Source organism: Planctopirus hydrillae, from assembly GCF_001707835.1.
GTDB lineage: Bacteria > Planctomycetota > Planctomycetia > Planctomycetales > Planctomycetaceae > Planctopirus > Planctopirus hydrillae.
On record NZ_LYDR01000050.1, the window covers coordinates 1 to 20,981 of the forward strand.

Here is a 20,981-nt window from a genome sequence, read left to right on the forward strand (position 1 = left end):
GCTCAGTAGTTACGGGTTATTGGGCTGATGCAGCAGCCAGACCTGCCCGGAGTTTCTCTTCGCTTTCATGAGAAAGGTGTGAGTTCAGGATCCAGCGATCGTAACGAATCCGCAACAAAGTTGGCCTGCCAGAGTGCAAGCTGACTCGCACGCGTGGCAATTCGAAGTACAGGCATGGGAAGGCCATTCTCAGCAAATTAAGACCGTGTGACCGGTGGAATACTAGAACACAGTGTAATCGAGTTTGGCAGGATTGTCCGTTGTCGCTGAAATGATCACCGGGAAAAAGGGCTTCGAATCGACTCAGATGGGCGGGATCGATGAGGCCTCATCTTGAGGAAGTGGGGTATGCTGTTGACCGATTCCGCGACCCCAGACAGCTACCGCCACTGGGCCTGAGCCGCTGGCTTGCAAGGCGCGAATGCAATCGTTGGCTGTACTGCCTGTCGTGAGGACATCGTCGACCAGCAGGACTCTCTGGCTGGTGAAGCGAGTTCGCCAGCCAGCCCGGTGAGCTAGACGAATGTTTTTCCGCCGCTCTTTCCCGGAAAGCTGATGCTGCGGGATGGTGCGTCGTGGCTTTCGCAAAGCCCTCAGCAGGAGCTTTGCTTGCAACCGCTGGCTGATCAGCAGAGCCAGTTCATCGGTGGGAATGCGACTTCTCGTCAGTCGATCAATCCACTGCACGGGAACAGGGATCACCAGATCGGGCTGCCACGCAATCATCGCAGGGCCGTGGATCTCCCAGAGGAGTTCCGTCAATCCTTGAATCAAAGCGAGATCTCCCTGCTTGGCGCGAGAGATTGCGTGTGAGAGGGGTGGTTCGTAATTCCCGATCGACCAGACATGCTGCATGGCGAGCCGGTCGTTGCGGCAATGAATGCAGCCTTCGCTAGTGGCCGAATAAGGCCCGACAACAGCACCACATCGCGGGCAGTACCAAGCACTGGCGGCATGCAACTGCTGGCGACAGTCGTGGCAGAATGAACCGCCCGCATGACTCGTCGATGGCTCGCTTTCCTGATGGCAAAGAGCACACGCCGGAGGAAAAAGCCAATCACGCAACGTGCGGCTCCAGCCGTGCAGTCGCGGGTTGGTGAGTTTCGGGTGCTGAGGGGATTGATCCATACACGGGATTCCACAATGCAGCAGTGGCTCTCGCAATCAAAATTTGCCGATGCCTGGCGGTTTCGCTCGCGATGGATCGGCACACGCTACAATTCACTGGGAACAAATCGGGGTTCAACACCAGGCGACTTCGCCGGGGAGAGCAATCACTGTGGAGCGAGTGACAATTGTGGGTGGCGGGCTGGCAGGCATGGCGGCTGCCGCTGCGCTGGTGCATCACCAGGTGCCCATCAGGCTCCTCGAATCGCGTCCAAGGCTGGGTGGCCGGGCGAGTTCTTTTCGCGATCAAGTCACGGGTGAAGCGATCGATAACTGCCAGCATGTCGCGATGGGCTGCTGCACGAACTTCATCCGCTTCTGCGAAATGACAGGGATTCGACAGCACTTTGAACCTGCGCGGGAACTGTACTTTTTTGGCCCTCAGGGAGAGATGACAAAGTTTGCCGCCAGTCGCCTGCCGGCACCACTGCATTTGGCGGGCGCATTTTTCCGGCTGAGTTATCTTTCACTGTCGGAAAAGCTGGCGCTGGGCCGTGCGTTGTCGCGATTGGCAGTCGCCACGGAAACATCGATCACGTTTGCCGACTGGCTCAAGCACCAACGTCAGCCACGCCGGGTGATTGATCACTTCTGGAATGTGGTGCTGGTCAGTGCCCTTTCGGAGTCGCTGGATCGAATTGGTCTGCAGCAGGCGCGGAAGGTGTTTGTCGATGGTTTCTTGCGTAACCCTCAAGGCTGGGTGGTCGAGATTCCGCAGCAGCCGCTGGAAGAACTCTGGGCTGGGCCTGTGCGGCAATATCTCGAAGCCAACCACGGGCTGGTGGAAGTGGGGCAAGGTGTCGCAAAAGTCGAGCTTTGTAATGTGAGTCATCCGCATTCGCAGGCCAATGGTTGGCGAGTCACCGGCCTGACGATGCGTGACTCACGGATGATCCCCACCGGGGAAATGATTGTGGCGCTTCCCTGGTATCGACTGGGAGAAATCTTTCCCGAAGAGAGCCCGCTGGCGGAGATCATTACACAAGCCAGGCAGCTTGAGGCGGCACCCATTTCGAGTGTTCACTTATGGTATGACAGGCCGATCACAGATTTGCCGCATGCGACCTTTGTGAGTGGCTTATGCCAATGGCTGTTCATCAAGCCCCGGCAAGCGGGTGCAGCGGAGCATCCTCAGCAGACGGCTCGATATGGCTATCAGGTAGTGATCAGTGCGAGTCGAGTGCTGGCGGGGCAATCACAGGAGAAGATCATCGAGCAGGTGGAAAATGAGCTGAAGGGATACTTTCCTGCTCTTGGTGATGCACACAGAGTGCATGCCCGGGTGGTGACAGAGCATAAAGCGGTCTTTTCGCCATTGGTGGGAAGTGAAGCTTTAAGGCCCGCACAGCAGTCGCCGATTGCGAATCTGCAACTGGCTGGCGACTGGACGAAAACCGGCTGGCCCGCCACGATGGAAGGTGCCGTCAGAAGCGGTTTTCTCGCTGCAGAAAACGTCCTTCGTCGACTCGATCAACCGGCCAAAGTTCTGGTCGAAGACCTCCCCACGAGCCGACTCCCAAGACTGCTGTGGGGCAAACTGGGGTAAGGATACAATTAACTAACTGCTCTCGTCATTAAAGAGTATTCATATCGGTTGGATTAAGGCACTGCGCAACCCTACATCCTTCTTCGATTGACCTGGATCCCCCGCAATCACTCGCAAGACATACGTTCTGACAGCGGTAAGCGCCACTTGAATCACGATTCCCATGATTGGTTCACGTCATTTCCAATAAACCCAACTAGTGGTAGATCTCGTCTGGAACTTCTCTCCATTGATCCCGTGCAACTCGAAAATCCTGTTCGCAAGCTCGCATCGCCATTTCCAGATTGTCTTGCAGCCAATCTTTGTACGGCCCGGATGACGCTTCATTTTCAAAAACGTTCACATAGACGCCCTCAGGCCGTTCTTCCAGTAATATCCGGTACGCCCCTTGTTTGTTGAGTATGACTTGATATCCCATTTTGATTACTCTTTTAATATTTCATAGCTACAAGATTCCTCACAACACCCGCAAGGATCCGAAAATCCAACTGTTGCTGTTACTGGCTTTTACGAGCTGAACCGCTGCCTACGAATTCTTCCTGGCTCAGGGTGCCGTCTTTGTTGGTATCGAATTTGATAAACCTTTGGGCGGCGGCGGGGCCGTCGGGTTGCTTGTTCATGAACTCTTCGTGGGTTAATTGACCGTCCGCATTCTTGTCTTTCGAGGCAAAGAGTTGGACCCGATCCAATTTTGCCGCGGGTTTTTGTGCGGATTTTTCCCCGGCAGGCTTCGCCGGCGTGGAGTTCGCTCTAATTTGAGGTTTCGCCTCAGGATGGCGAGCCAGGAGTAATTTGAGCTGCTCGACGACTTGGGGCTGCTGGCTCGCCAGATTTTCTCTCTCCAGTGGGTCGGCCTGATAATCATAGAGTTCATACTCTGCGGTCTCCGGCGAGGCACCATAGCCCTTCCACTCGACGAGGCGGTAACGCTCCGTCCGAATCGCTCGACCCAGAATCGGCCCTTTTCCCTGAGGCGAACGGGGATAGACATGAATCACGTGATCCTTCAAGTGAGACTGGGGATTGCTCAGAACCTGCACCTGGCTGCTTCCATCGATATCAGCAGGTGCCGGCAAGCCAGCAAGCTGGCAGAGCGTGGGATAGATATCGACGGTTTCAAGCAGAGCCTTGGTTTTGACATTTTTCTGACGGCCGGGAATGGAAAACAGGACAGGAATTCGAGTGGCCTGCTCGTAATTGGAATGCTTGCACCACATGCCGTGATCACCCAGATGCCAGCCATGATCGCCCCAGAGGACGACGATCGTGCGATCGGTCAATTGGAGGCGATCGAGTTCATCGAGGACACGACCGACTTGAGCATCCATGTAACTGGTGGCGGCGTAGTAGCCGTGGATCAACTCCTTCTGCAGGTCTGCGGAGAGCGGGCCTTCCTGTGGCACGCCTTGATATTGGCGGAGTTCGCCCCAGTTGGTAGGGGCATAAGCCGGGGCGCCGACCGGGGCTTTGGTGATACTGGGGAGCGAGAACTGATCTCTCTGGTAAAGATCCCAATACTTCTGGGGAGCGACAAAGGGGAGGTGCGGCTTCACAAAGCCGACCGCGAGAAAGAAGGGTTCATGCGGCTTCTGGCTGGCCTGCTGCAGGCGGAGCATCGCCTCCTGGGCGATCTTGCCGTCGGCATAGGTTTCATCGGAAACATTGGCGGCCTCGATCACTGCACCTCGCGGAAGGCCGGCGGCTGACTTGTTATCGAAGAGAGCTTCTTCGCGAGTCAAACCCTGGGGGGCCTTGCTTTCTGGCAGGGCATAACCGACGACGTTGGCTTTGACGTGCGGGACACTCCAGGAGGCCTGGTCTTCGCCGTTGCCGTGACCGACATGAAAAATCTTCCCCAGGGCTGCGGTGTGATAGCCGTGCTGTTTGAAGAACTGGGGCATGGTGATGGCGTTGGGCCGGGATTTTCGGAAGTTGGTGCCCAGATCGTAAATGCCCAGCGTCTGCGGACGCAGGCCTGTAAGGAGAGCATTGCGTGAAGGAGAACAGACGGCCTGATTGCAATAGGCACTTTCAAACAGGACGGCTCGGGAAGCGAGTCGATCAATATTCGGCGTTTTTGCCAGAGGATCGCCATAGCAACCAAGTGTGGGCTTGAGATCATCCACACAGATCAGCAGGACATTCGGCTTTTCGGCAGCGGCGGCGAGATTGAGACCCATCGACAGACTGACGACGGCGAGCAGCCACAGGAACGATCGCAGCCGGAGAAAGTGGTCGAGCCAATGTTTGTGAATCATGGATGTTCTCAATGCGTGATGAAGGGACTTGGCCAGAAGTGGTGAATTGACAGCAAGGATGCCTGGTTCACTGGGCCGACATCGAGAAGAGTCTGATTTGTCGCACGAGTCAAGAGCTTGACCAACAGTGTGTACGTGTATTTTTTCGGGCGGAGGTAAACCTGAGGTGGGGTCACCTCATAAAACGTTGCGGCAGCCAGGTCCTGCGGCAGGCAGTCAACGACAGGTGGCTAAAGCCAAAACCAGCTCAACGCGGGCAAACACGATGGGATCCCGACATCAAGATCAATCACACATGTTCAAACGCCCCATGAAGGATCTCCAATCGATGTCGAGCAGTGATTCATTGGAAAGCCCTTTCGGGGGCTCCTCCATCGTCCACCAGTCTACGATTTCGGCCATTCATACCCCATGGTTGCTTGCCGCTTGTCTATCGTTGCCTCCTCGCCCTTTATCTCTATCCCTGGAAAACTACTTATAATTCTCACCTTGAGAGTTGACAAGCCGCACCACATCTGCCGAGATAGTCAGTTGTTTCATGTTCCACTCGTCCTCTTTCGATCTTGGGGAATCACGAACTACATGAAACTCACTCTGGATCAGAGTGATTCTGTCAACAAGCTTCTTGTGTGCCGTTAAGGTAAACGAACATGTCCAATCCAGTATTCTGCTGTCGTATTGTCGGTTTGTTGATAGGGCTAATCCTATGTCCCCAACTGAAAGTGAGTTTTGCCGCTACCAAAATCAGCAAATCGCTCTCCATTAAGACGCCATCACCAATCACCTGCATGACCTACGCCAATCATCCTGCAACATTAATTACTGGACACGCGGACGGAAAAGCTCGATGGTGGAACGATGAAGGGAAAATCACTGGAGATGAATGGCCTGTTCTGGACAAGCCAATCGTCGCAATGGAGTTTGCAAACGGAGGAACATACTTTATTGTAGCTACCTCAGACTCAGTTGTGCATATCTTTGACTCAGCTAAACGAGCATTGATTTCGCAATCAGCCTGCAAAGGCAAGATTACTCATATTGCAGATCATGCATATGGGTTAAATATCGCAGTTGCCGCAGATGAAATCGCATTGATCGGAATAAGAAAAGGAGATATTCTTAATAGCTATTCCTACGATCAATCAGCCACCACCTTGTTCTTCACACCGGAGGGATCTCGCCTATTTGTCGGCGGTCCAAAAGAACAAAAGTTGATCGAGCTACCAAAAGCAAAAGCTCAGACAACGTTCCTTACCTCTGGTTTTCGACATCGGGGGAAGCCACTCCGGAATCTGTCGCTTTCACAAAACCGAGAAGTCTATATGGGTGCGTTTGACGGTGGTGTGCTGGTACCATTCTTCACCCTCGAATCCACCCCCACGCATGAAACAACAATTCCTGGACTTGATCAGTTCCGTGTACTGGCTTCGCATAAAGGATCCCACGCAATTTGCATAGGTATCAATCACAAACAGGCGGTCACCCCGGGCGTTGTCTGGAATCTTGTTGACAATGTGCTTGCGGCTAACATTGATGGACTTCCTGCCTCGATAACGCAATTAGCATTTCATCCATCTTTTAACCACCTGGCGATCCTCTCGAGCGAAACAACCGTAGACGTTTGGAAATTGAATAAAGCAGCGGAATACTTCTTTTCAGTGGATTCCTTGCTTGGAAAAAAGGTACTAAACGCTAAAGGGCAGGAAAAACTGTTAGCAGAGAATCGGGATATCAATCCACTTTCACCAGTTCGGGGTACAGAGATTCTCGTTGATCACGCAAAGTTCGCAAAGGCCCCAGGCTATATGGATGGGGCGTGGCAACTTAAACCCAAGCGTACAAACGGCAGACTTGACAACCTTAACATTTCGAAGCCTGGTGTGCTCTTTTATATAATGCCCGATTCCCCGGAGGGCAATCTGGAGTTACAAAAACAATGGTTTGACATTCGTGAGATATTAACAAGGCGCGATCGGTGGTATGACTGCGGTGATTGCCCATGGAGAAAGAATGCGACAATGCTTTGCCGCCTGGAAACCATCGAGGAAGCACTTCATGGCGGTCTATTGTCATATGTGGGAAAGGATGACGAACTTTATTTCGTGCCGAACATCACTGACTTGAGTCCAGCCACTTACAAAACCTTTCCACCATTTACGCAGCATAGGATCCTGTCTCAGAAGATTACTTGGCTTTTCAAAGATCGCAAGTTTTCTGAAATCGAAGCATTGGCGATGAAATTTCATAAGTCCAAGACGATGCTTGGGTTTGGAATGCCCGCAATTGGCGCTGTTTACAGCGGAATGAAAGAGTTACCTCCGGAGAGTAAGCCTAATCGGAAAGAGCTTTTGGATGAATACAGAAAGAAGTTCCCCAAGTCTTTTGTTGCGAGAATCGGAATGTCTCACTACTTCAAAGATCTCGCCTGGAAGACTCGCGGATATGAGTCAGACCCAATGACACCGCGTGATCAGCGGGAAAGATTCAAATCTCTTCTGAAGGAAAGTCGCGATATCCTTATCGGGATTGATTGCCCAAGAAACGACCCTTACGTCAGCCTCTGCTACCTGACCTCTGCGGCGATCGAGCCGATGACCTCCAGCTCAGTCATCAATTTGACGATGAAAGGATTTACCTCCAATTATATGTGCCTTGATGCGGTTGACGCAGCTGGAAATTTTCTTCTTCTGCGGTGGTCAGGTGATGCGCAAGGACCAATGAAACTGGCGCAGCGGTTTAAATTACAGTATCCGGGCGATGCGGGTGATGCTTTGGCATGCCGCCTTGTAAGCGGAGTCATTAACAACGAGCTTGAACCATGGCAGCACTCATGTGGGCTAGAAGCGGACGATCTCGACCCACTGATTGAGGCAATGCGGCGTGTTAACCACATGGACTACGCTACGATAACAACCTGTGTCATGGCTCAGATGGCTGAGGAGGAAAGTCAGGAGAAACGCCAAAAAATGTGGCAATCGCTGGGGTCTCATGTTGAGTTATCCAGCAAAGATCAATTCTTCTCTAAGACTGCGGAGTGGAACGATGCGGTCGAGAGAGCTCCAGAGAAACAACAGATTTGGACCTCTTTTCAGTCATCAATCGTGGATGCCTGTTTTACTCGCGGATCAAAGCAGTTGGTTCTAGTGGATCGTGGTGGAATCTTGCATCGAATTGACTCTGAATCTGGCAAGCAATTATCCCAGATTGCCACCATGATGCCAAATACAGCACGTGAAATCGCTTGTGATCAGAGTAACAGTGTCTCCATTCTGACAAGGTCAGGGGTTATCCGTATCAAAGATAAAAATTTATCATTTTGTGTTCTTCCGGACATCCGCGATCATGCCCAAGCCCTGATAAGTCCTGATTGTTCTAGAGTACTTTGTCTAAAGAATTTCTTCACGACTTCTCTGGTGGATATTTCATCGAATGACGCAGTTCCTGTCGCTTCATTTCCGGAATTGGTTCGGTATTCTGATCGTGTCGAAACCCCCATGGTTATCTCGTCCGACAGCACAATGGCAGCCATCGCTTCAGCAAGCGATACTGTAACATTCATTGATATGAAAGCTGGTAACATTTCCGGTTCTGTAAAGGTTTCCAACGGAACTGTTCGATATATAGACTTTCATTCTGGCAAAAATCGTTTGATTATCGCCACGGAGACGTCGACAGCCGAGTTTGATACTAAGACAAAAGGCCTTTTATCGACGACGTCTTCACCCATTGCATCACCCGGCGACAGGTTGCAAATTTCCCATGATGGTAAGTATTGGGCGGTCGTCAAAGGATCTGTGTCAAAGAATGGCAACAAAGAGGTTGTCATAATTGACCGAAGTGATACTGAAAGAAAGTGGAGAACACTTCCCGGATTTAGAAATGATGCCCAGATTACCTGGCACCCTAGCGAGTCGAGGTTAATTGTCTTCACAGACTCGGGGGTTCTGAGTTGCTGGGATTTCAGCAGAGGACTGGAGTGATAACCAAGACGAACTCATCGATTCAATAAAATCGCTCTCAGTACACCAGGCACTGAGAGCGAGGATCGATTCGATCGATGATATGTTTAGCAAGTGGGATTGATATTGTCTCTATAATGTAAGCGCCTTAAAAGTCGAGATCCACAATGCGGCCCATGATCAGTCGCACCCATTTCACATCGACTGTCTTCTGGCCGTCGATCGTTTTCGTGATCTGAATGCCGTAGATGTGAGGAATTCCGGGAATGAGTGGCGTCTCAGATTCCAGTCGCCAGTGATCCTGATACCAGCGTGGTTTGAGTCCGCGGGCATTGATATCTGCCGATTCAGGGACATTCCACAGATCGACAATTGCTGTTCGCGGATGCTTATCGTCGGGAACCAGTCGTGAACGCCTTTGATAGGTCGTTCCCAATGTTCCCGGTGGTGGCGAAATTCCATCGCGATTGGTTGCTGGGGAGAGAATTCCCTGCCGAACTGTCAGACCGGCACCCGGCGGAACCTGTGGCGGCACTGGCAACATCTCGGTAGGGGTTGCCACTGGAGGCTGAAACACGCCCGTCGATCCTGGGAGTCCTGCGCCGGCCGGTGCCATCGCCGGTGGCGTGACCATGCCGGGAGCGATCATCGTCTGGGGAGACACGGTTTGAGGAGGCACAGGCTGAGGAACTAGAGGCTGAGGGACGACAGGTCGCACTGCAGGAATCGGGTTGTATCCCGCATCCTGTGCAGGGACGTGCTCAACAATCACCAGCGTGACCACTGGAAGAGCTGCTGCCAGGCAGGCCCGCTGCCAGTTCAGAAATTGATCGGTTCGAAAAGATAACAAGCCAGTCCCTCCATCTTGAGAGGCGTTTTCAGGAAACTCAGGCTTCCTGGTGAAGTCGATGCAGCTCATGAAAATTCATGGGCATTCAGGTGAAACCTACCACATGAGTTCCGGCTGGCTGGTTGACGACATTCCCAAGAGACGATTTGTCGCTTCGAGTTCTCCGGAATGTCACGGGAAATCAGCCAGCGAAAGTTTTCCGCCTGAGAGGATTAAAAGGATCCTCGTCGAGCTTGGTTGCGAACAACTTCTCTATGTGGCAGAGTAGTTTTACGCTCGCAGCAATGTTCCCCTTTTGAACTGATTCATGCGGAGTTGTTGTGAAATCCTTACCGATTCTGGGCCGTTTCGAGACGTTTGCTGCCGTTTGCCTGGCCATCGCGGCTGTGAGTTGTTCTGGTTCACTTCTGGCAGATGATGCCCGTGCTGATCGCTTTGCCGCCTCTTTTGAGCATGGGGCGGTCGCCGCTGATCATCCCTTAGCCAGTGAAGCGGGCGCTCAAATGCTGCGTCAGGGTGGGAATGCTGTCGATGCCGCTGTGGCGACCTCGTTCGCACTCTCGGTTGTGAGGCCTGCCAGTTGTGGTATTGGGGGCGGTGGATTTATGGTCATCTGGAAGGCGAAAGAGCAAAAAGTTTTCGCCCTCGATTACCGTGAGATCGCACCGGCAGCCGCGACGCCAGAGATGTATCTCAAGGCCCCCATGAGCAGTCGTCGCGGTGCGAAAGCTGTCGCCATCCCAGGGACAGTCGCCGGTCTTTGCCAGGCTCTCAAAGAACATGGCACGCTCGATCTGGCCACAGTTCTGGCACCTGCCATTCGGCTGGCACGTGAAGGCTACGCGATCGACGAGCACGACCTTGCGATTCAGGCTGAAACTCTCAAGACGTTAGGCCAGCGCGATGCAGAGTATGCCGGACTCTACAAACGATATCTCAATGCCGGCAAAACATGGAAGCTCGGCGAGAAGTTTTACTCTCCTCAACTCCCTGCACTTGAAGCGATCGCCAAAGATGGTCCCCAGGCCTTTTATGAGGGAACCATTGCCCGCGAAATGGCCCAGTGGATGAAAGAGCATGGCGGCATTATCACGGCTCAAGATCTTGCGAACTACAAACCCCGGCCACGTACCCCTCTGCAGCTCGATTGGCGTGGTGGCAAAGTCTATACCATGCCTCCTCCATCCAGTGGCGGGATCTGCCTGCTACAAGTCCTGCAGATTCTCGATGCCTATAGTGAAAAGCACCCGGCACAATCACTCAAGGCACTCGGCCATAACACTCCTCAGGGTTTGCATCTGTTGACGGAAGCGATGAAGCATGCCTATGCCGATCGCGCTGAGTTTTTGGGCGATACCGACTTTGTCCAAGTCCCTGTCGAAAAACTCCTTTCTCGTGAACATGCCCGTGATCTGGCCAGCCGCATCGACCTTACGAAGACATTTCCACCCGAACATTACGGCAAGTTTGCCCCACTGAATGATGCCGGGACCAGCCATCTTTCCGTGATCGATCGTGAGGGGAATGCTGTTGCCTGCACCGAGACGATCAATCTCACTTATGGCAGCTATGTGGTTCTTCCCGAGTCAGGCATCATCCTGAATAACGAAATGGACGACTTCGCCGCTGTCCCTGGCAAGCCCAATGCGTTTGGTCTTCTTCAAAGTGCCAGCAATGAAGTTCAGCCCGGCAAGAAACCGCTTTCGAGCATGACACCGACACTCTTTATTAAAGATGGACAGGTGCAAGTGGCCGTTGGAGCTTCCGGTGGGCCCAGGATTATCTCCTCGACGATCCAGGTCTTTCTCAACAGCACTGAGCATCAACTGGAACCTGCTGCGGCGGTGGCCAGCCCGCGGATTCATCACCAGTGGATGCCGAATACACTGGTGATTGAGAACAAGCTGGAAGGTCTCGGCGAAGAACTGGCTGCCTTCGGCCACGAGATTTCCCAGCGATCATCTCTGGCCATCACCCAGCTTGTGACGAGAAAAGATGGCAAGCTGTGGGCAGTCAGCGATCCCAGAAAGCATGGCCAGCCTGCGGGGCATTAGTCAAATTTCCGCTCGATCATCGAGTGGCGGAAAATGCAAGCAGCGATTCCCACGCGCGCCAGGAACGCAAAAACCTCTGCTTTGGAAACATCTCAGACTCAGAAACATCTCAGAGCAGAGGTTGGGTATCGAATCCCCACAATTAAGGCGAAAAGGCTATGGTTTCGAGACCTTGCAGGTGAATGTGCAGGTCTTTTCCCCAATGACCCATTGAGCCTTAGCCGTCTGGCCAGTGCTGAGTGTCATTCTTGGTGCCAGGAGCGTGTGGCCTTTGCTCTTCATCTGCAAACTGACTTGATGGGTCGCTTCAGGCTCTGTTGTTCCTGTCGTGACATCAATCTCGATGCTTTCGTTCGAATTCTCCATCGACACTTTCCCGCTACTCGCAGGCCTGACCACCATTTTTGGTGCGGAGAGAGTTTGAGATTTTCCGTGAACGGTCTCTTCGAGCAGGCATTCGACCACAAATGCCGACTGAGGCTCTTCGGCAGCCCCCGCCCGATTCTCATGAGTCATCAGGGTCACGGAAACCACAGCGACCAGCGCTGCCCATGCCGAGGTCATTATCCGTAACATGTTCGCCATCTCCTTTTGGCCAAGGCAAAATCACCGAACTTCTGACGCGTCGAACAAGACGCAAAGATCCTTTCCTTCCCAGATTCCGTCAACATCAACTTCGGCTGCCCCTCTCTTCATCAACCCACCACGATCCACTGACATCCATCATCCTTCCACGATACAATCCGAAAACTCAGACTCAGCCTTCACCTTAATACACGGAAGCAGCGTTCGGCATGGAAACGATTCAGGGACACCTTTACGACTTTCCCAAGTACTACGACCTGATCTTCGGCTCCGACTGGAAAGCCGAATTCGACTTTCTCCAAGCTGCGTTCGAGCGCTATTCCAAAAAGCCTGTGACGAGACTGTACGAGCCAGCCTGCGGCACAGGCCGCCTGCTCATCAAGCTGGCTGAAGCCGGTTATGAAGTGGCCGGGAACGACCTCAATCCGCATGCCGTCAAATTCTGTAACGACCGGTTTGTGCGCAAGGGTTTCGAACCTGTGGCAACGGTGGGGGATATGGCGAATTTCAAGCTCCCTAAAAAGGTGGATGCCATGTTCAACATGATCAACACCTTCCGCCACCTGCCCGATGAAGCGGCTGCGGAAAGTCATCTGCAATGTGTCGCGAATCACCTCGTCAAAGGAGGGCTCTACCTGCTGGGGCTGCATCTGACACCTCTTACGCCGCAGGTTTGTACGGAAGAATGCTGGTCGGCCACCAAGGGGAGCCTGACGGTGAATTCGCGTTTATGGTCGATAGATATCAACCCTAAAACGCGCATTGAGCGGATTGGGGTGAACTATGATGTCTATACGCCCACGAAGCAGTTTCGCATCGAGGATGAGACGACCTTCCGTACGTACACCGCCCAGCAGATGGCCATGCTGCTGCTGCAGGTTCCGCAGTTAGAGCTGATTGCCGTCCACGACTTCCGCTATGACATTGACGGCGAAATCACGATCTCCGGCGACACCGAAGACGTCGTCTACGTCTTCCGCAAAAGGTAAATACTATTCTTGTATAGATATTATTTATGTAGGGTGGGTTAAGGCTCTGCGCAACCCACCTGATCTTCTCGGAATCATGACTCATGCAAACCTTTGAGCAGATCTGGGAGTCTTCCCGCACCAACTCCTGGTCGTGGGGATGCCCCACAGTCGTCATCTGCGGTGTGCTACTCCTCATCGCGCTGTCATGTATCCGCTCAGCGATTTGGCGGCGAAGCTTGAAAGTTCTCATAGCGATTGTCTTGACGGTCCTCGCGACGGAGTTTGCAGGCCGAGAGATTATTGAGAAGTGGCAGCTGCGCATCGGGAACAACTCTCACCTCGTCAACAGGATGCTTTGATTACTGATGGGGCCAATCTCACCCTGGGGCCTGTGTTTTCTGGAGCACAGGCCGCGTTCATTTTTCTTGGCACAGGAGTCGTGTTATACATCCTGCGATTGATCGCATTGCGAATTTCTGCGAGTGAAGCGGGGATCAGCGAGATGCAATAGAGTCCTTTCCCGTTTTTTAGTATGTATTTCATGAAGAAAAGACGAGGTGACACCAGCTTCACAAAGAGTTTAATATTTTATTCTAAGGCTATACATGGTTATTGGATGAGTTGATTCAGATAATAAATGGTTAACATCACGACGAAAAACAAGATTGGCGAAACTCCTTGATCAAACTGGAGACTTACTTGCTGATCTCTCCTAAATCGAATCCAAATGAATACTATCAACAGTGATAATAGCGTCACCGTGGCTACAGTGCTTCTTACAAGAAAAGACCATGGTGTCAACGTTCTTAACAGATCAGTCAGAACAATGATTGGTATCACCAGATATTCCAAGACTTTGGATAGAATCGCCACTGCGAAGAGGACGATCGCCGAGCGACCATCGAAGGGCTTATCTGGTACGTTGTTTTCTTCATCACTCATCTGGCATCACCTCCTGTTGTCCGCCTTTGCTTTTCCGTATGCCATGCCGAAGCAGGTCCCAGAGTCCGGCATAGCGAAAGCTGGGATCGACATAATGCTCAAGGACGTAAAAGCAGAAGTAATAGGTTCTGCACGACGCCCAGATGGTGATCAGCAGCAGGGCCAGTGACTGCCACGAGAATTGCGGTGCCAGCAGCAGGCCTCCAGAAATGATTGCCAGCAAGGCAAACAATGCTCCTTTCATCTTGAGAAGTGCGGGAGATTTGATGTCCATGGCCGGTATCCTCTATTGGCGGAATTACTTCATGCCTGCGGTGCCAGGCGGAAAGTCTGCCACACGATGCTCCGATCTTCCTCACTTTCGATGTTCTCAATGGCCTGCCGTGCAGTGGCATAGGAGTTACGGTAGTCCTCCATCTCACCGGCCACATAAGCGGCATGGGCCTGAATCGTGTGGACAAAGGCCATCTCCCAGTCGGGAGTCTCTGCCCGATTGACGAAAAAGTTCCGCATAGAATTTGCCAGTGATCGTGCGACGACTCCATGACCAAGCACCGCATGCACTTCAGCCAGCAGCATCGTCGCCCGCTGCTGATTCAGTTCTGTACCAATCTGTGACCAGTGCCATGCCGAGATGTGAGCGGCAGTCAGCATCTCCAGATCTTCTGCAAGAGATCGCTCTTGAGTCGTCAGTTCCCAAGCCCGGTTATTGGCCTCCACTGCGATACGTCGATGCCAAGTTTGCTGTAGAGCAATTGATTCCTCCATGTTTCACCTTAAGACTGGCAGAGCAAAGTTTCATTCCAGGACTTCTGCCGATTGAATCTCAACGACCCGCCAGGTGCGAGATTTTTTTGTGTGAATAACGAAAATCCGAGAAACTCCCGATTCAAAGCATCCTGATTGCTGTAACCTTTATAGGTTCACCGCCACGTTCTCACAAAAACAGGAAAACCTTTTGGAAGCTATGCCCATTGTCCTCATTGGCGGAGGCATCTTTGTCCTCGGCCTTCTGGCTGTGATTGCCCTGTTTCTTCTCAAACTCCTGAGTACGCCTGCGGCGAGAGATCCGGTCGATCAGCACGAACTGCAGCAGAAGCGCGATGCCAGAAAAGCTCGCTTTGAAAAACTGCTGACTGATCTCCCTGCATCTACCAGAGACGAGATCATCGACCTGATTGGTCAACGTCAGAAGATCGCAGCGATCAAAGTTCTGCGTGATGCCACTGGGATGGGCCTCAAGGAAGCCAAAGATGCCGTCGAGTTGCTCGAGTAGGTGCGATACGACTGCCTGATTCTCACAACTTTGCATGTGTATTGATGGAAGATGTGGCTGGAGACTGCGTGGCTTAATACGAGGTGGCTGGGGTCAAACGTTTTCGTTTGCTCCAAGGCCATGGAACTTTGATTGTTCATGGCGAACCTGTAGAAAGTTAGTAAGGTATGTTTTGGATGCTTTTGCGCTGGTGAATTCGATTGACCAGAGGGCAGATGAAGAAATCCGACCCCTGCCACCCGACAGAACGAAAACATCAAGTCGAAAAGCCTAAAGACTAGGCTCTTTCGCACTGTTTTGGTTTTTTAGTGGCTTCATGGTAGTGCGCCCCTAAAGCTTGCCTGCCAAGACGAAGTCAAGTGTGGTGGCAGGGCAAGCGCATGGCGCAGCTTCTTGTTGCCGTGCCATGGCACGGCAACCCGGCCACGAGATGGCCGGGCCACCCTTGGATTAAAGACCCACGCCCTACCGCTGTGTTTTGATTTTTGGGGTCTTCAGACGCGGGCGAGGGTTCCAGAGGGAGGTATTTGATTCAGCAGGAAACGTGAGATCACCACGAAGGTCGCGAAGAGCACGAAGGCTGGAGGAGAGACAGGAAAGCGGCGGGAGCTTGCCGTGGACGTGCCATGTTTCGCGCGAAGACGCAATGGCTGCGAAAGGGGAAGAGTTGGTGCATTTCGCTGTCGCCGCATGGCACCCTACGGTGTTAAGGATGCAAAAGACCCTCACCCTGCCCTCTCCCACGCAGACACGGGCGAGGGTTCCAGAAGGAAACATGGACTAACTGCGGATGACGCGGGGCATCAGTTTGCTATTCGATTCGAGTTTTGGCAGTGGCAGGATTGTTTCTGATTCTGACTGGGCCTTGAGTTTGAGTGGCAAAACGACAGTGAAGACGCTCCCTTTGCCAAACTCGCTCTGCAACCGAACTTCGCCACCCATGAGCCGCGAGAGTTCGCGGACAATCGACAGGCCCAGCCCTGTTCCTTCGTATTCACGCGTCAAAAGATCTTTTTGACCAGGTGTCGATTGACCTTGCCGGAACTTTTCAAAGACCCGTTCCTGTTCTTCTAAGGGAATACCAATTCCGGTGTCTTCGACGATCAATGCGAAATGATCCAGCACGGGAGGAACATCAGTCGCTTCGAAGCTCTCGTTCTGTTCTTCGGACGACTGTTCAGCAGGGCAAAGATCGACCTTCACCCGCACCTTGCCACCATCCGGCGTAAACTTAATGGCGTTGGACAGCAGGTTTCCGAGGATCTGCTGCAGTTTGCCTGCATCCTGCCACAACAAAGGAACTTCGGGTGAAACTTCGCTGGTCAACTCGAGATGCTTCTTCTCCGCCAGCGGCATTAATGAACCGACTTGCCGCTCGACAAGATCGTGAATGGAGAAGTCGCTCGGGTGCAACTCCATCCGGCCACTTTCAATCTTCGCCAGATCGAGCACGTCATTAATCAGGTTCAATAAATTCTTACCAGCCGTCTGGATATTCGAGACATAGCGGCGTTGTTTATCCGGGAGTGTCGAGTTTGATAACAGAACTTCGCTGAACCCCAGAATCGAATTGAGCGGCGTTCTCAGCTCATGGCTCATCGTTGCCAGAAACTCGTTCTTGATTTTATTCAGCTCAAACAGTCGCAGGTTCACCTGGGCGAGTTCATCCACTTTACCGTCAAGATCATGATTCACATGCTGCAACTCTTCCTGCACAGTCACCAGATGTCTGAGCATGCGGTTAAAAGCATGGGACAGTTCTTCAAACTCATCGCCCGTGCGGATATCGGCCCGCATATCGAGACTTCCACGGGCAATGGCGTCGCTCACATCTTTTAAGTGTAGCACAGGTTTCACAATCACATAGCGCACAATCGCGTATGCAGCCAGCATGGCCAGAAATGCTGTGACAATGGCCGTTGTCAGCAGAATGGCATTGTTCCACGCCAGCGATCGCTGGGTCTTCTCCAAGGGGAACGAGATTTTCACCATTCCAATGAGATCGCCGGCGCGCAGCTTCGGATTTTTATTATGCTGCCGATGACAATCGAGGCAGGAATCAGTCGCATAGACGCCGCCGTAATAAATATACTGCTGTCTCGAACGATCTCGAATGACTTTAATCACTTCTGATTCACCGCCGCGAATCGCTTCGAGAGCGATATGCCCCTCACCATCCAATGGCCTGGCGGAAGGATTCGAGAGCTCTGCGTTTAATAGCGTCCAGCTATAGTCCTTGAGTTCTTCCGGCTTCAGCTCAGCCGCCATGCGCTCGACGTTATCGGTACCGATGTTCCCGCTATCCGACCATTTCCAATGCTTCTCCATAACGATCGGAGCCACGAGCAGCCGAGCGGTGGTCTGATTCTGCCGAAACACGAGATCGGTGGTTTGCCGGGCATAAATATAAAAGCTGCCGGTAATCAACAGTAAGAGACCACTACCGAAGAGCAGTCGGCATTTGCGTTCGAGGCTGGTTTCTCCCAGCATCCGTTTAATCGAGCGATACGACATGACAGCATCAAACTCCTGTATCCGTCATCTCAGGAGCATACTGCATGGCGACGATACAAAGATCATCACGTTGCGAGCGATCATCGGCGAAGGTCTCAATCCTTTCGACCAGAGTGGCGACAAACTCTTCGGCCTTCCATTCCTGCTCTTTGAGCATGGCCACAATCCGATCGCGACCGAACATTTCTTCTTCGGCATTCATGGCCTCGGTCACGCCATCGGTATAGATCACAATCATTTCGCCGGGTTTGAGCTGGAACTCCAGTTCGTTATATATCGTTTCGAGAGGGGCTAACCCCAATGGCATTCCCGAAGCCTTCAAACCCAGCAGTTCGACCTCGCCTGATTTCCGTCGAATCAGCGGTAATAAGTGGCCGGCATTGACGACTTTACCGGTGCCACTTTCGGGGCGGATTATCACCATCAGCATCGTCACAAAGCGATGCCCCAGCCCACCGGCACTCATTTCTCCATTGAGTGCCCGCATCACATCCGGCCAATTCGCTTCGGCGATCACGCGGTAGCGGGTCGCTGCATAAAGCCTCGCCATGAGTAATGCAGCCGGTACGCCTTTTCCCGCGACATCTGCAATCGCCACAGCCAGTTCATCACAGCCCGACTTCAGTGGCTGTGGTATATAGTCGAAGTAATCGCCCCCGACTTTACGGGCTGCTTCATAAAAGTCGGCGAATCTCCAGCCGCGCAGGGTGGGCTTTGATGAGGGGAGAAATCCAAGTTGTACCTGTGCCGCAAACTGCAGTTCGCGATCGAGTTCCCGCTGGCGTACCACGGCCTCATGCATCGCGGCATTTTCCAGTGCTAACGTGACGGGCTTACTGACACTCACCAGCAATTCCAGATCTTCATCGCCGAATGGCTGCATGAGATCCAGCGTGCTCAATTGAATCACGCCTAAAGTCTGGGCGTTACTTCGCATTAATGGCACGCACATCACGGAGCGAATTTTCATCGAGGCCAGCGATTCACTCCGCTGAAATCGACCATCTTCCGAAGCATCAGCCGAAAGTATCGCCTGCCCGGTTTCCAGGGCCTTGTTGATAATGGTCATACTCACAGGGACGAATTCCTGCTGATCTCCCATCCGTGACCACGTCGCGCGGATGGCCAGTCGCTCTGCAGGATTGTGATCCCATGCAGGGCTTCCCTCAGCTTCGTCGTCGTTTCGCAAGAGGAAGAAGCCATACTCGGCTTGCGGGAAAATGCGAAACAACGCTCTCAGCACAGCCGGCAGGACATCCTCAATATCGAGCATGCCACCTAATGCCGACGCAATTTCCAGAATCGATTTGAGCTTTACTTCCGGTCGGACGTTAATTCGAATGCCATGCCCAGTGGCTGCATCCAAAGTGGAAATAATCGACGAACTGCCATCTTCGCCGCCTACTCCTGCAGAAAGTTCATCGCTGGTCTCGGGAATTGTCTGCCGCCCGGCAGGCTTGGCAGATAGCCTGCCGCTTTCCGACCTGGCAATTTTCGAGCGACCGGATTCGGTCAGGTCGATTGATTCATTCGAGAAAGAGGATAACCCTCTCGGTTCTCCATCAGCAGACCGGCTCCCCACATCTCGCGGTCTCATCCGGCGCGTCAATGGGCCTGCCTGAAATTCGAAGACAAAATCGCAGATTCGCAGAAGATCACCATCCCGTAACTCGCGCGGGCCGGGGATCAATTCATGGTTGACGTGCGTTCCATTCAGACTGCGGAGATCTTCAACCCGATATTGGCCATGCTCTCGCAGGATCTGTGCGTGATGCCGACTGACCGATTGGTGATCCAGCACGATCTGGCTTGTCGCGTGCCGCCCCAGAATCATACGAGGCTCGCGCAACTCGACGATCTGACCAACAACCGGCCCTTTAATGACCTTCAGACTGGCCACTCTCCACCGCTCCCGGGAACACTGCGACAAATCGACGGGTACTGCCCATTTTGACGGCCTGCCACCTGACAGACATTAGCCCGTGGCAAAACGACTTGAATTAGATTAACCCAAAATGCCACTCAGAGGCAGTCCAACTCTTTCCGCGAGACTTAACAAGCGTCTTTCAGCTTCGAGTCGGTAATCAGCCAGCCCACCAGAAGACCGATTGCCGCCCCGGCCAGTACATCACTGGGAAAGTGAGAAAGCGATTGCACTCGCTGCACTCCGACCAGGCATGCGAGGATCACAAACCAGGTTTTTCCTCGACGATACAACGTCGAAAGTGCGACGGTCAGCCCGAAGGCTGTTGCCGTATGTCCGGAAGGAAAGCTGTGGCTGGCCACTTTTCCTTCCAGAAATGGGAGTACCGATCTGATGGTTGTCGTGACTTCGACGTTCGCCAAATCGAGCTCACGCGGTCTTTGCCGTTCGATCAATTGCTTGGCGACATCAGCAGTCAGCCCTGCTCCCAGCGACGCAGCCAGTAACCAGGGCAACAGTCGCTTCTTCGCAGGATCCAGAACACCCACCGTCACGATAATCAACAGCGTCCCAAAGGCCTGCCCATAATACTCGGCTGCCTCGAAAAACTCGCGGACGATTCCCAGTGCGCGATGAGCATGGACCCACCTTGCCACCGGCAAATCCCACTGAAAGGCCAGCATCGCACCTGCCATCAGGGCCGCCAGCAGTGCCAATCGCTGCTGCCAGACTTTTTTGCCCGGCGATGATCTCCTTGGCCCCGGTGATTCCTTCTGAGAATCCATGGGTTCTGGCTCTGACGCACAGGCACGAACTTCCCTGGCAACACTCTCACTCAATCCCGCGTCTCCCTCCATCCCTGGTCAACCTGACCATAAGCCAGCCGCAAACATCCAGCACCACGGCGTAACTCTTTTCGCCGTAAGCTACTTCGC

Annotated in this window: 17 protein-coding genes and 1 pseudogene; 7 read left to right on the forward strand and 11 right to left on the reverse strand. The window is 52.9% G+C overall.

What is annotated here, in order from left to right; genetic code table 11:
• Positions 1 to 77 precede the first annotated feature (77 nt).
• Positions 78 to 176, reverse strand: a pseudogene (locus A6X21_RS24005) (hydroxymethylbilane synthase); the annotation flags it as partial.
• 127 nt (positions 177 to 303) lie between these two features.
• Positions 304 to 1,128 carry a ComF family protein gene (locus tag A6X21_RS06405; protein WP_068846788.1) on the reverse strand — a complete coding sequence of 275 codons (825 nt, stop codon included), beginning with the start codon at positions 1,126 to 1,128 and terminating at the stop codon, positions 304 to 306.
• Between the two features lie 49 nt (positions 1,129 to 1,177).
• Here A6X21_RS06405 and hpnE point away from each other — a divergent pair, with 49 nt between their 5' ends.
• Positions 1,178 to 2,713, forward strand: a complete 1,536-nt coding sequence (gene hpnE, locus A6X21_RS06410) for a hydroxysqualene dehydroxylase HpnE (protein WP_068846789.1) — start codon at positions 1,178 to 1,180, stop codon at positions 2,711 to 2,713.
• A gap of 196 nt (positions 2,714 to 2,909) precedes the next feature.
• Here the strand turns inward: hpnE and A6X21_RS06415 are convergent, their stop codons facing one another.
• Together A6X21_RS06415 and A6X21_RS06420 are read right to left on the reverse strand one after the other, a co-directional pair.
• Complete coding sequence (locus tag A6X21_RS06415; RefSeq protein ID WP_068846790.1) at positions 2,910 to 3,131, reverse strand: hypothetical protein; 222 nt, start codon at positions 3,129 to 3,131, stop codon at positions 2,910 to 2,912.
• Positions 3,132 to 3,210: 79 nt separating this feature from the next.
• On the reverse strand, positions 3,211 to 4,971 hold the full coding sequence (locus A6X21_RS06420; RefSeq protein ID WP_068846791.1) for a sulfatase-like hydrolase/transferase: 1,761 nt from the start codon (positions 4,969 to 4,971) through the stop codon (positions 3,211 to 3,213).
• 650 nt (positions 4,972 to 5,621) lie between these two features.
• Here A6X21_RS06420 and A6X21_RS06425 point away from each other — a divergent pair.
• The gene (locus tag A6X21_RS06425; protein ID WP_131818214.1) at positions 5,622 to 8,951 is read left to right on the forward strand and encodes a WD40 repeat domain-containing protein; all 3,330 of its coding nucleotides are present in this window, start codon (positions 5,622 to 5,624) and stop codon (positions 8,949 to 8,951) included.
• A 127-nt stretch (positions 8,952 to 9,078) separates the two neighbouring features.
• On the opposite strand, the gene A6X21_RS06430 is transcribed toward A6X21_RS06425, so the two are convergent.
• Positions 9,079 to 9,780, reverse strand: coding sequence for a hypothetical protein (locus tag A6X21_RS06430; protein WP_131818215.1), 702 nt, complete (start codon positions 9,778 to 9,780; stop codon positions 9,079 to 9,081).
• Between the two features lie 58 nt (positions 9,781 to 9,838).
• On the opposite strand from A6X21_RS06430, the gene A6X21_RS06435 reads away from it, so the two are divergent.
• Positions 9,839 to 10,048: a hypothetical protein gene (locus tag A6X21_RS06435; RefSeq protein ID WP_068846794.1), complete on the forward strand. Its 210-nt coding sequence runs from the start codon at positions 9,839 to 9,841 to the stop codon at positions 10,046 to 10,048.
• Between the two features lie 52 nt (positions 10,049 to 10,100).
• Complete coding sequence (ggt, locus tag A6X21_RS06440; protein WP_083233437.1) at positions 10,101 to 11,834, forward strand: gamma-glutamyltransferase; 1,734 nt, start codon at positions 10,101 to 10,103, stop codon at positions 11,832 to 11,834.
• Between the two features lie 156 nt (positions 11,835 to 11,990).
• Here ggt and A6X21_RS06445 read toward each other — a convergent pair whose 3' ends face one another.
• A complete protein-coding gene (locus tag A6X21_RS06445; RefSeq protein WP_131818216.1) occupies positions 11,991 to 12,410 on the reverse strand; it encodes a hypothetical protein in 420 nt (139 codons plus the stop codon).
• A 218-nt stretch (positions 12,411 to 12,628) separates the two neighbouring features.
• Here A6X21_RS06445 and A6X21_RS06450 point away from each other — a divergent pair, with 218 nt between their 5' ends.
• Entirely contained in the window at positions 12,629 to 13,408 is a 780-nt protein-coding gene (locus tag A6X21_RS06450) for a class I SAM-dependent methyltransferase (protein WP_068846796.1), read from the forward strand.
• A 289-nt stretch (positions 13,409 to 13,697) separates the two neighbouring features.
• Complete coding sequence (locus A6X21_RS06455; RefSeq protein WP_068846797.1) at positions 13,698 to 13,901, forward strand: hypothetical protein; 204 nt, start codon at positions 13,698 to 13,700, stop codon at positions 13,899 to 13,901.
• 423 nt (positions 13,902 to 14,324) lie between these two features.
• Here the strand turns inward: A6X21_RS06455 and A6X21_RS06465 are convergent, their stop codons facing one another.
• Together A6X21_RS06465 and A6X21_RS06470 are read right to left on the reverse strand one after the other, a co-directional pair.
• The gene (locus A6X21_RS06465; RefSeq protein ID WP_068846799.1) at positions 14,325 to 14,606 is read right to left on the reverse strand and encodes a hypothetical protein; all 282 of its coding nucleotides are present in this window, start codon (positions 14,604 to 14,606) and stop codon (positions 14,325 to 14,327) included.
• A gap of 29 nt (positions 14,607 to 14,635) precedes the next feature.
• Entirely contained in the window at positions 14,636 to 15,100 is a 465-nt protein-coding gene (locus A6X21_RS06470) for a hypothetical protein (protein ID WP_068846800.1), read from the reverse strand.
• A 199-nt stretch (positions 15,101 to 15,299) separates the two neighbouring features.
• Between A6X21_RS06470 and A6X21_RS06475 the strand changes: the two genes are divergently transcribed.
• Positions 15,300 to 15,608, forward strand: coding sequence for a ribosomal protein L7/L12 (locus A6X21_RS06475; protein ID WP_068846801.1), 309 nt, complete (start codon positions 15,300 to 15,302; stop codon positions 15,606 to 15,608).
• A 780-nt stretch (positions 15,609 to 16,388) separates the two neighbouring features.
• Here A6X21_RS06475 and A6X21_RS06480 read toward each other — a convergent pair.
• The 3 genes from A6X21_RS06480 to A6X21_RS06490 all read right to left on the reverse strand — a co-directional run bounded on the left by A6X21_RS06480 (position 16,389) and on the right by A6X21_RS06490 (position 20,885).
• Positions 16,389 to 18,122, reverse strand: a complete 1,734-nt coding sequence (locus tag A6X21_RS06480; RefSeq protein ID WP_068846802.1) for an ATP-binding protein — start codon at positions 18,120 to 18,122, stop codon at positions 16,389 to 16,391.
• A gap of 7 nt (positions 18,123 to 18,129) precedes the next feature.
• Entirely contained in the window at positions 18,130 to 20,022 is a 1,893-nt protein-coding gene (locus A6X21_RS06485; RefSeq protein WP_068846803.1) for a SpoIIE family protein phosphatase, read from the reverse strand.
• Positions 20,023 to 20,174: 152 nt separating this feature from the next.
• Positions 20,175 to 20,885: a phosphatase PAP2 family protein gene (locus A6X21_RS06490; protein WP_165603698.1), complete on the reverse strand. Its 711-nt coding sequence runs from the start codon at positions 20,883 to 20,885 to the stop codon at positions 20,175 to 20,177.
• Positions 20,886 to 20,981 lie beyond the last annotated feature (96 nt).

Excerpts from the sequence above, each read along its gene's own strand:
- A6X21_RS06465 (WP_068846799.1), bottom strand. The coding sequence starts at position 14,606 with ATGGACATCAAATCTCCCGCACTTCTCAAGATGAAAGGAGCATTGTTT.
- A6X21_RS06475 (WP_068846801.1), top strand. The coding sequence starts at position 15,300 with ATGCCCATTGTCCTCATTGGCGGAGGCATCTTTGTCCTCGGCCTTCTG.
- A6X21_RS06420 (WP_068846791.1), bottom strand. The coding sequence starts at position 4,971 with ATGATTCACAAACATTGGCTCGACCACTTTCTCCGGCTGCGATCGTTC.
- A6X21_RS06470 (WP_068846800.1), bottom strand. The coding sequence starts at position 15,100 with ATGGAGGAATCAATTGCTCTACAGCAAACTTGGCATCGACGTATCGCA.
- A6X21_RS06405 (WP_068846788.1), bottom strand. The coding sequence starts at position 1,128 with ATGGATCAATCCCCTCAGCACCCGAAACTCACCAACCCGCGACTGCAC.
- A6X21_RS06450 (WP_068846796.1), top strand. The coding sequence starts at position 12,629 with ATGGAAACGATTCAGGGACACCTTTACGACTTTCCCAAGTACTACGAC.
- A6X21_RS06435 (WP_068846794.1), top strand. The coding sequence starts at position 9,839 with ATGCAGCTCATGAAAATTCATGGGCATTCAGGTGAAACCTACCACATG.
- hpnE (WP_068846789.1), top strand. The coding sequence starts at position 1,178 with ATGCCTGGCGGTTTCGCTCGCGATGGATCGGCACACGCTACAATTCAC.
- A6X21_RS06415 (WP_068846790.1), bottom strand. The coding sequence starts at position 3,131 with ATGGGATATCAAGTCATACTCAACAAACAAGGGGCGTACCGGATATTA.
- A6X21_RS06445 (WP_131818216.1), bottom strand. The coding sequence starts at position 12,410 with ATGTTACGGATAATGACCTCGGCATGGGCAGCGCTGGTCGCTGTGGTT.
- A6X21_RS06425 (WP_131818214.1), top strand. The coding sequence starts at position 5,622 with ATGTCCAATCCAGTATTCTGCTGTCGTATTGTCGGTTTGTTGATAGGG.
- A6X21_RS06480 (WP_068846802.1), bottom strand. The coding sequence starts at position 18,122 with ATGTCGTATCGCTCGATTAAACGGATGCTGGGAGAAACCAGCCTCGAA.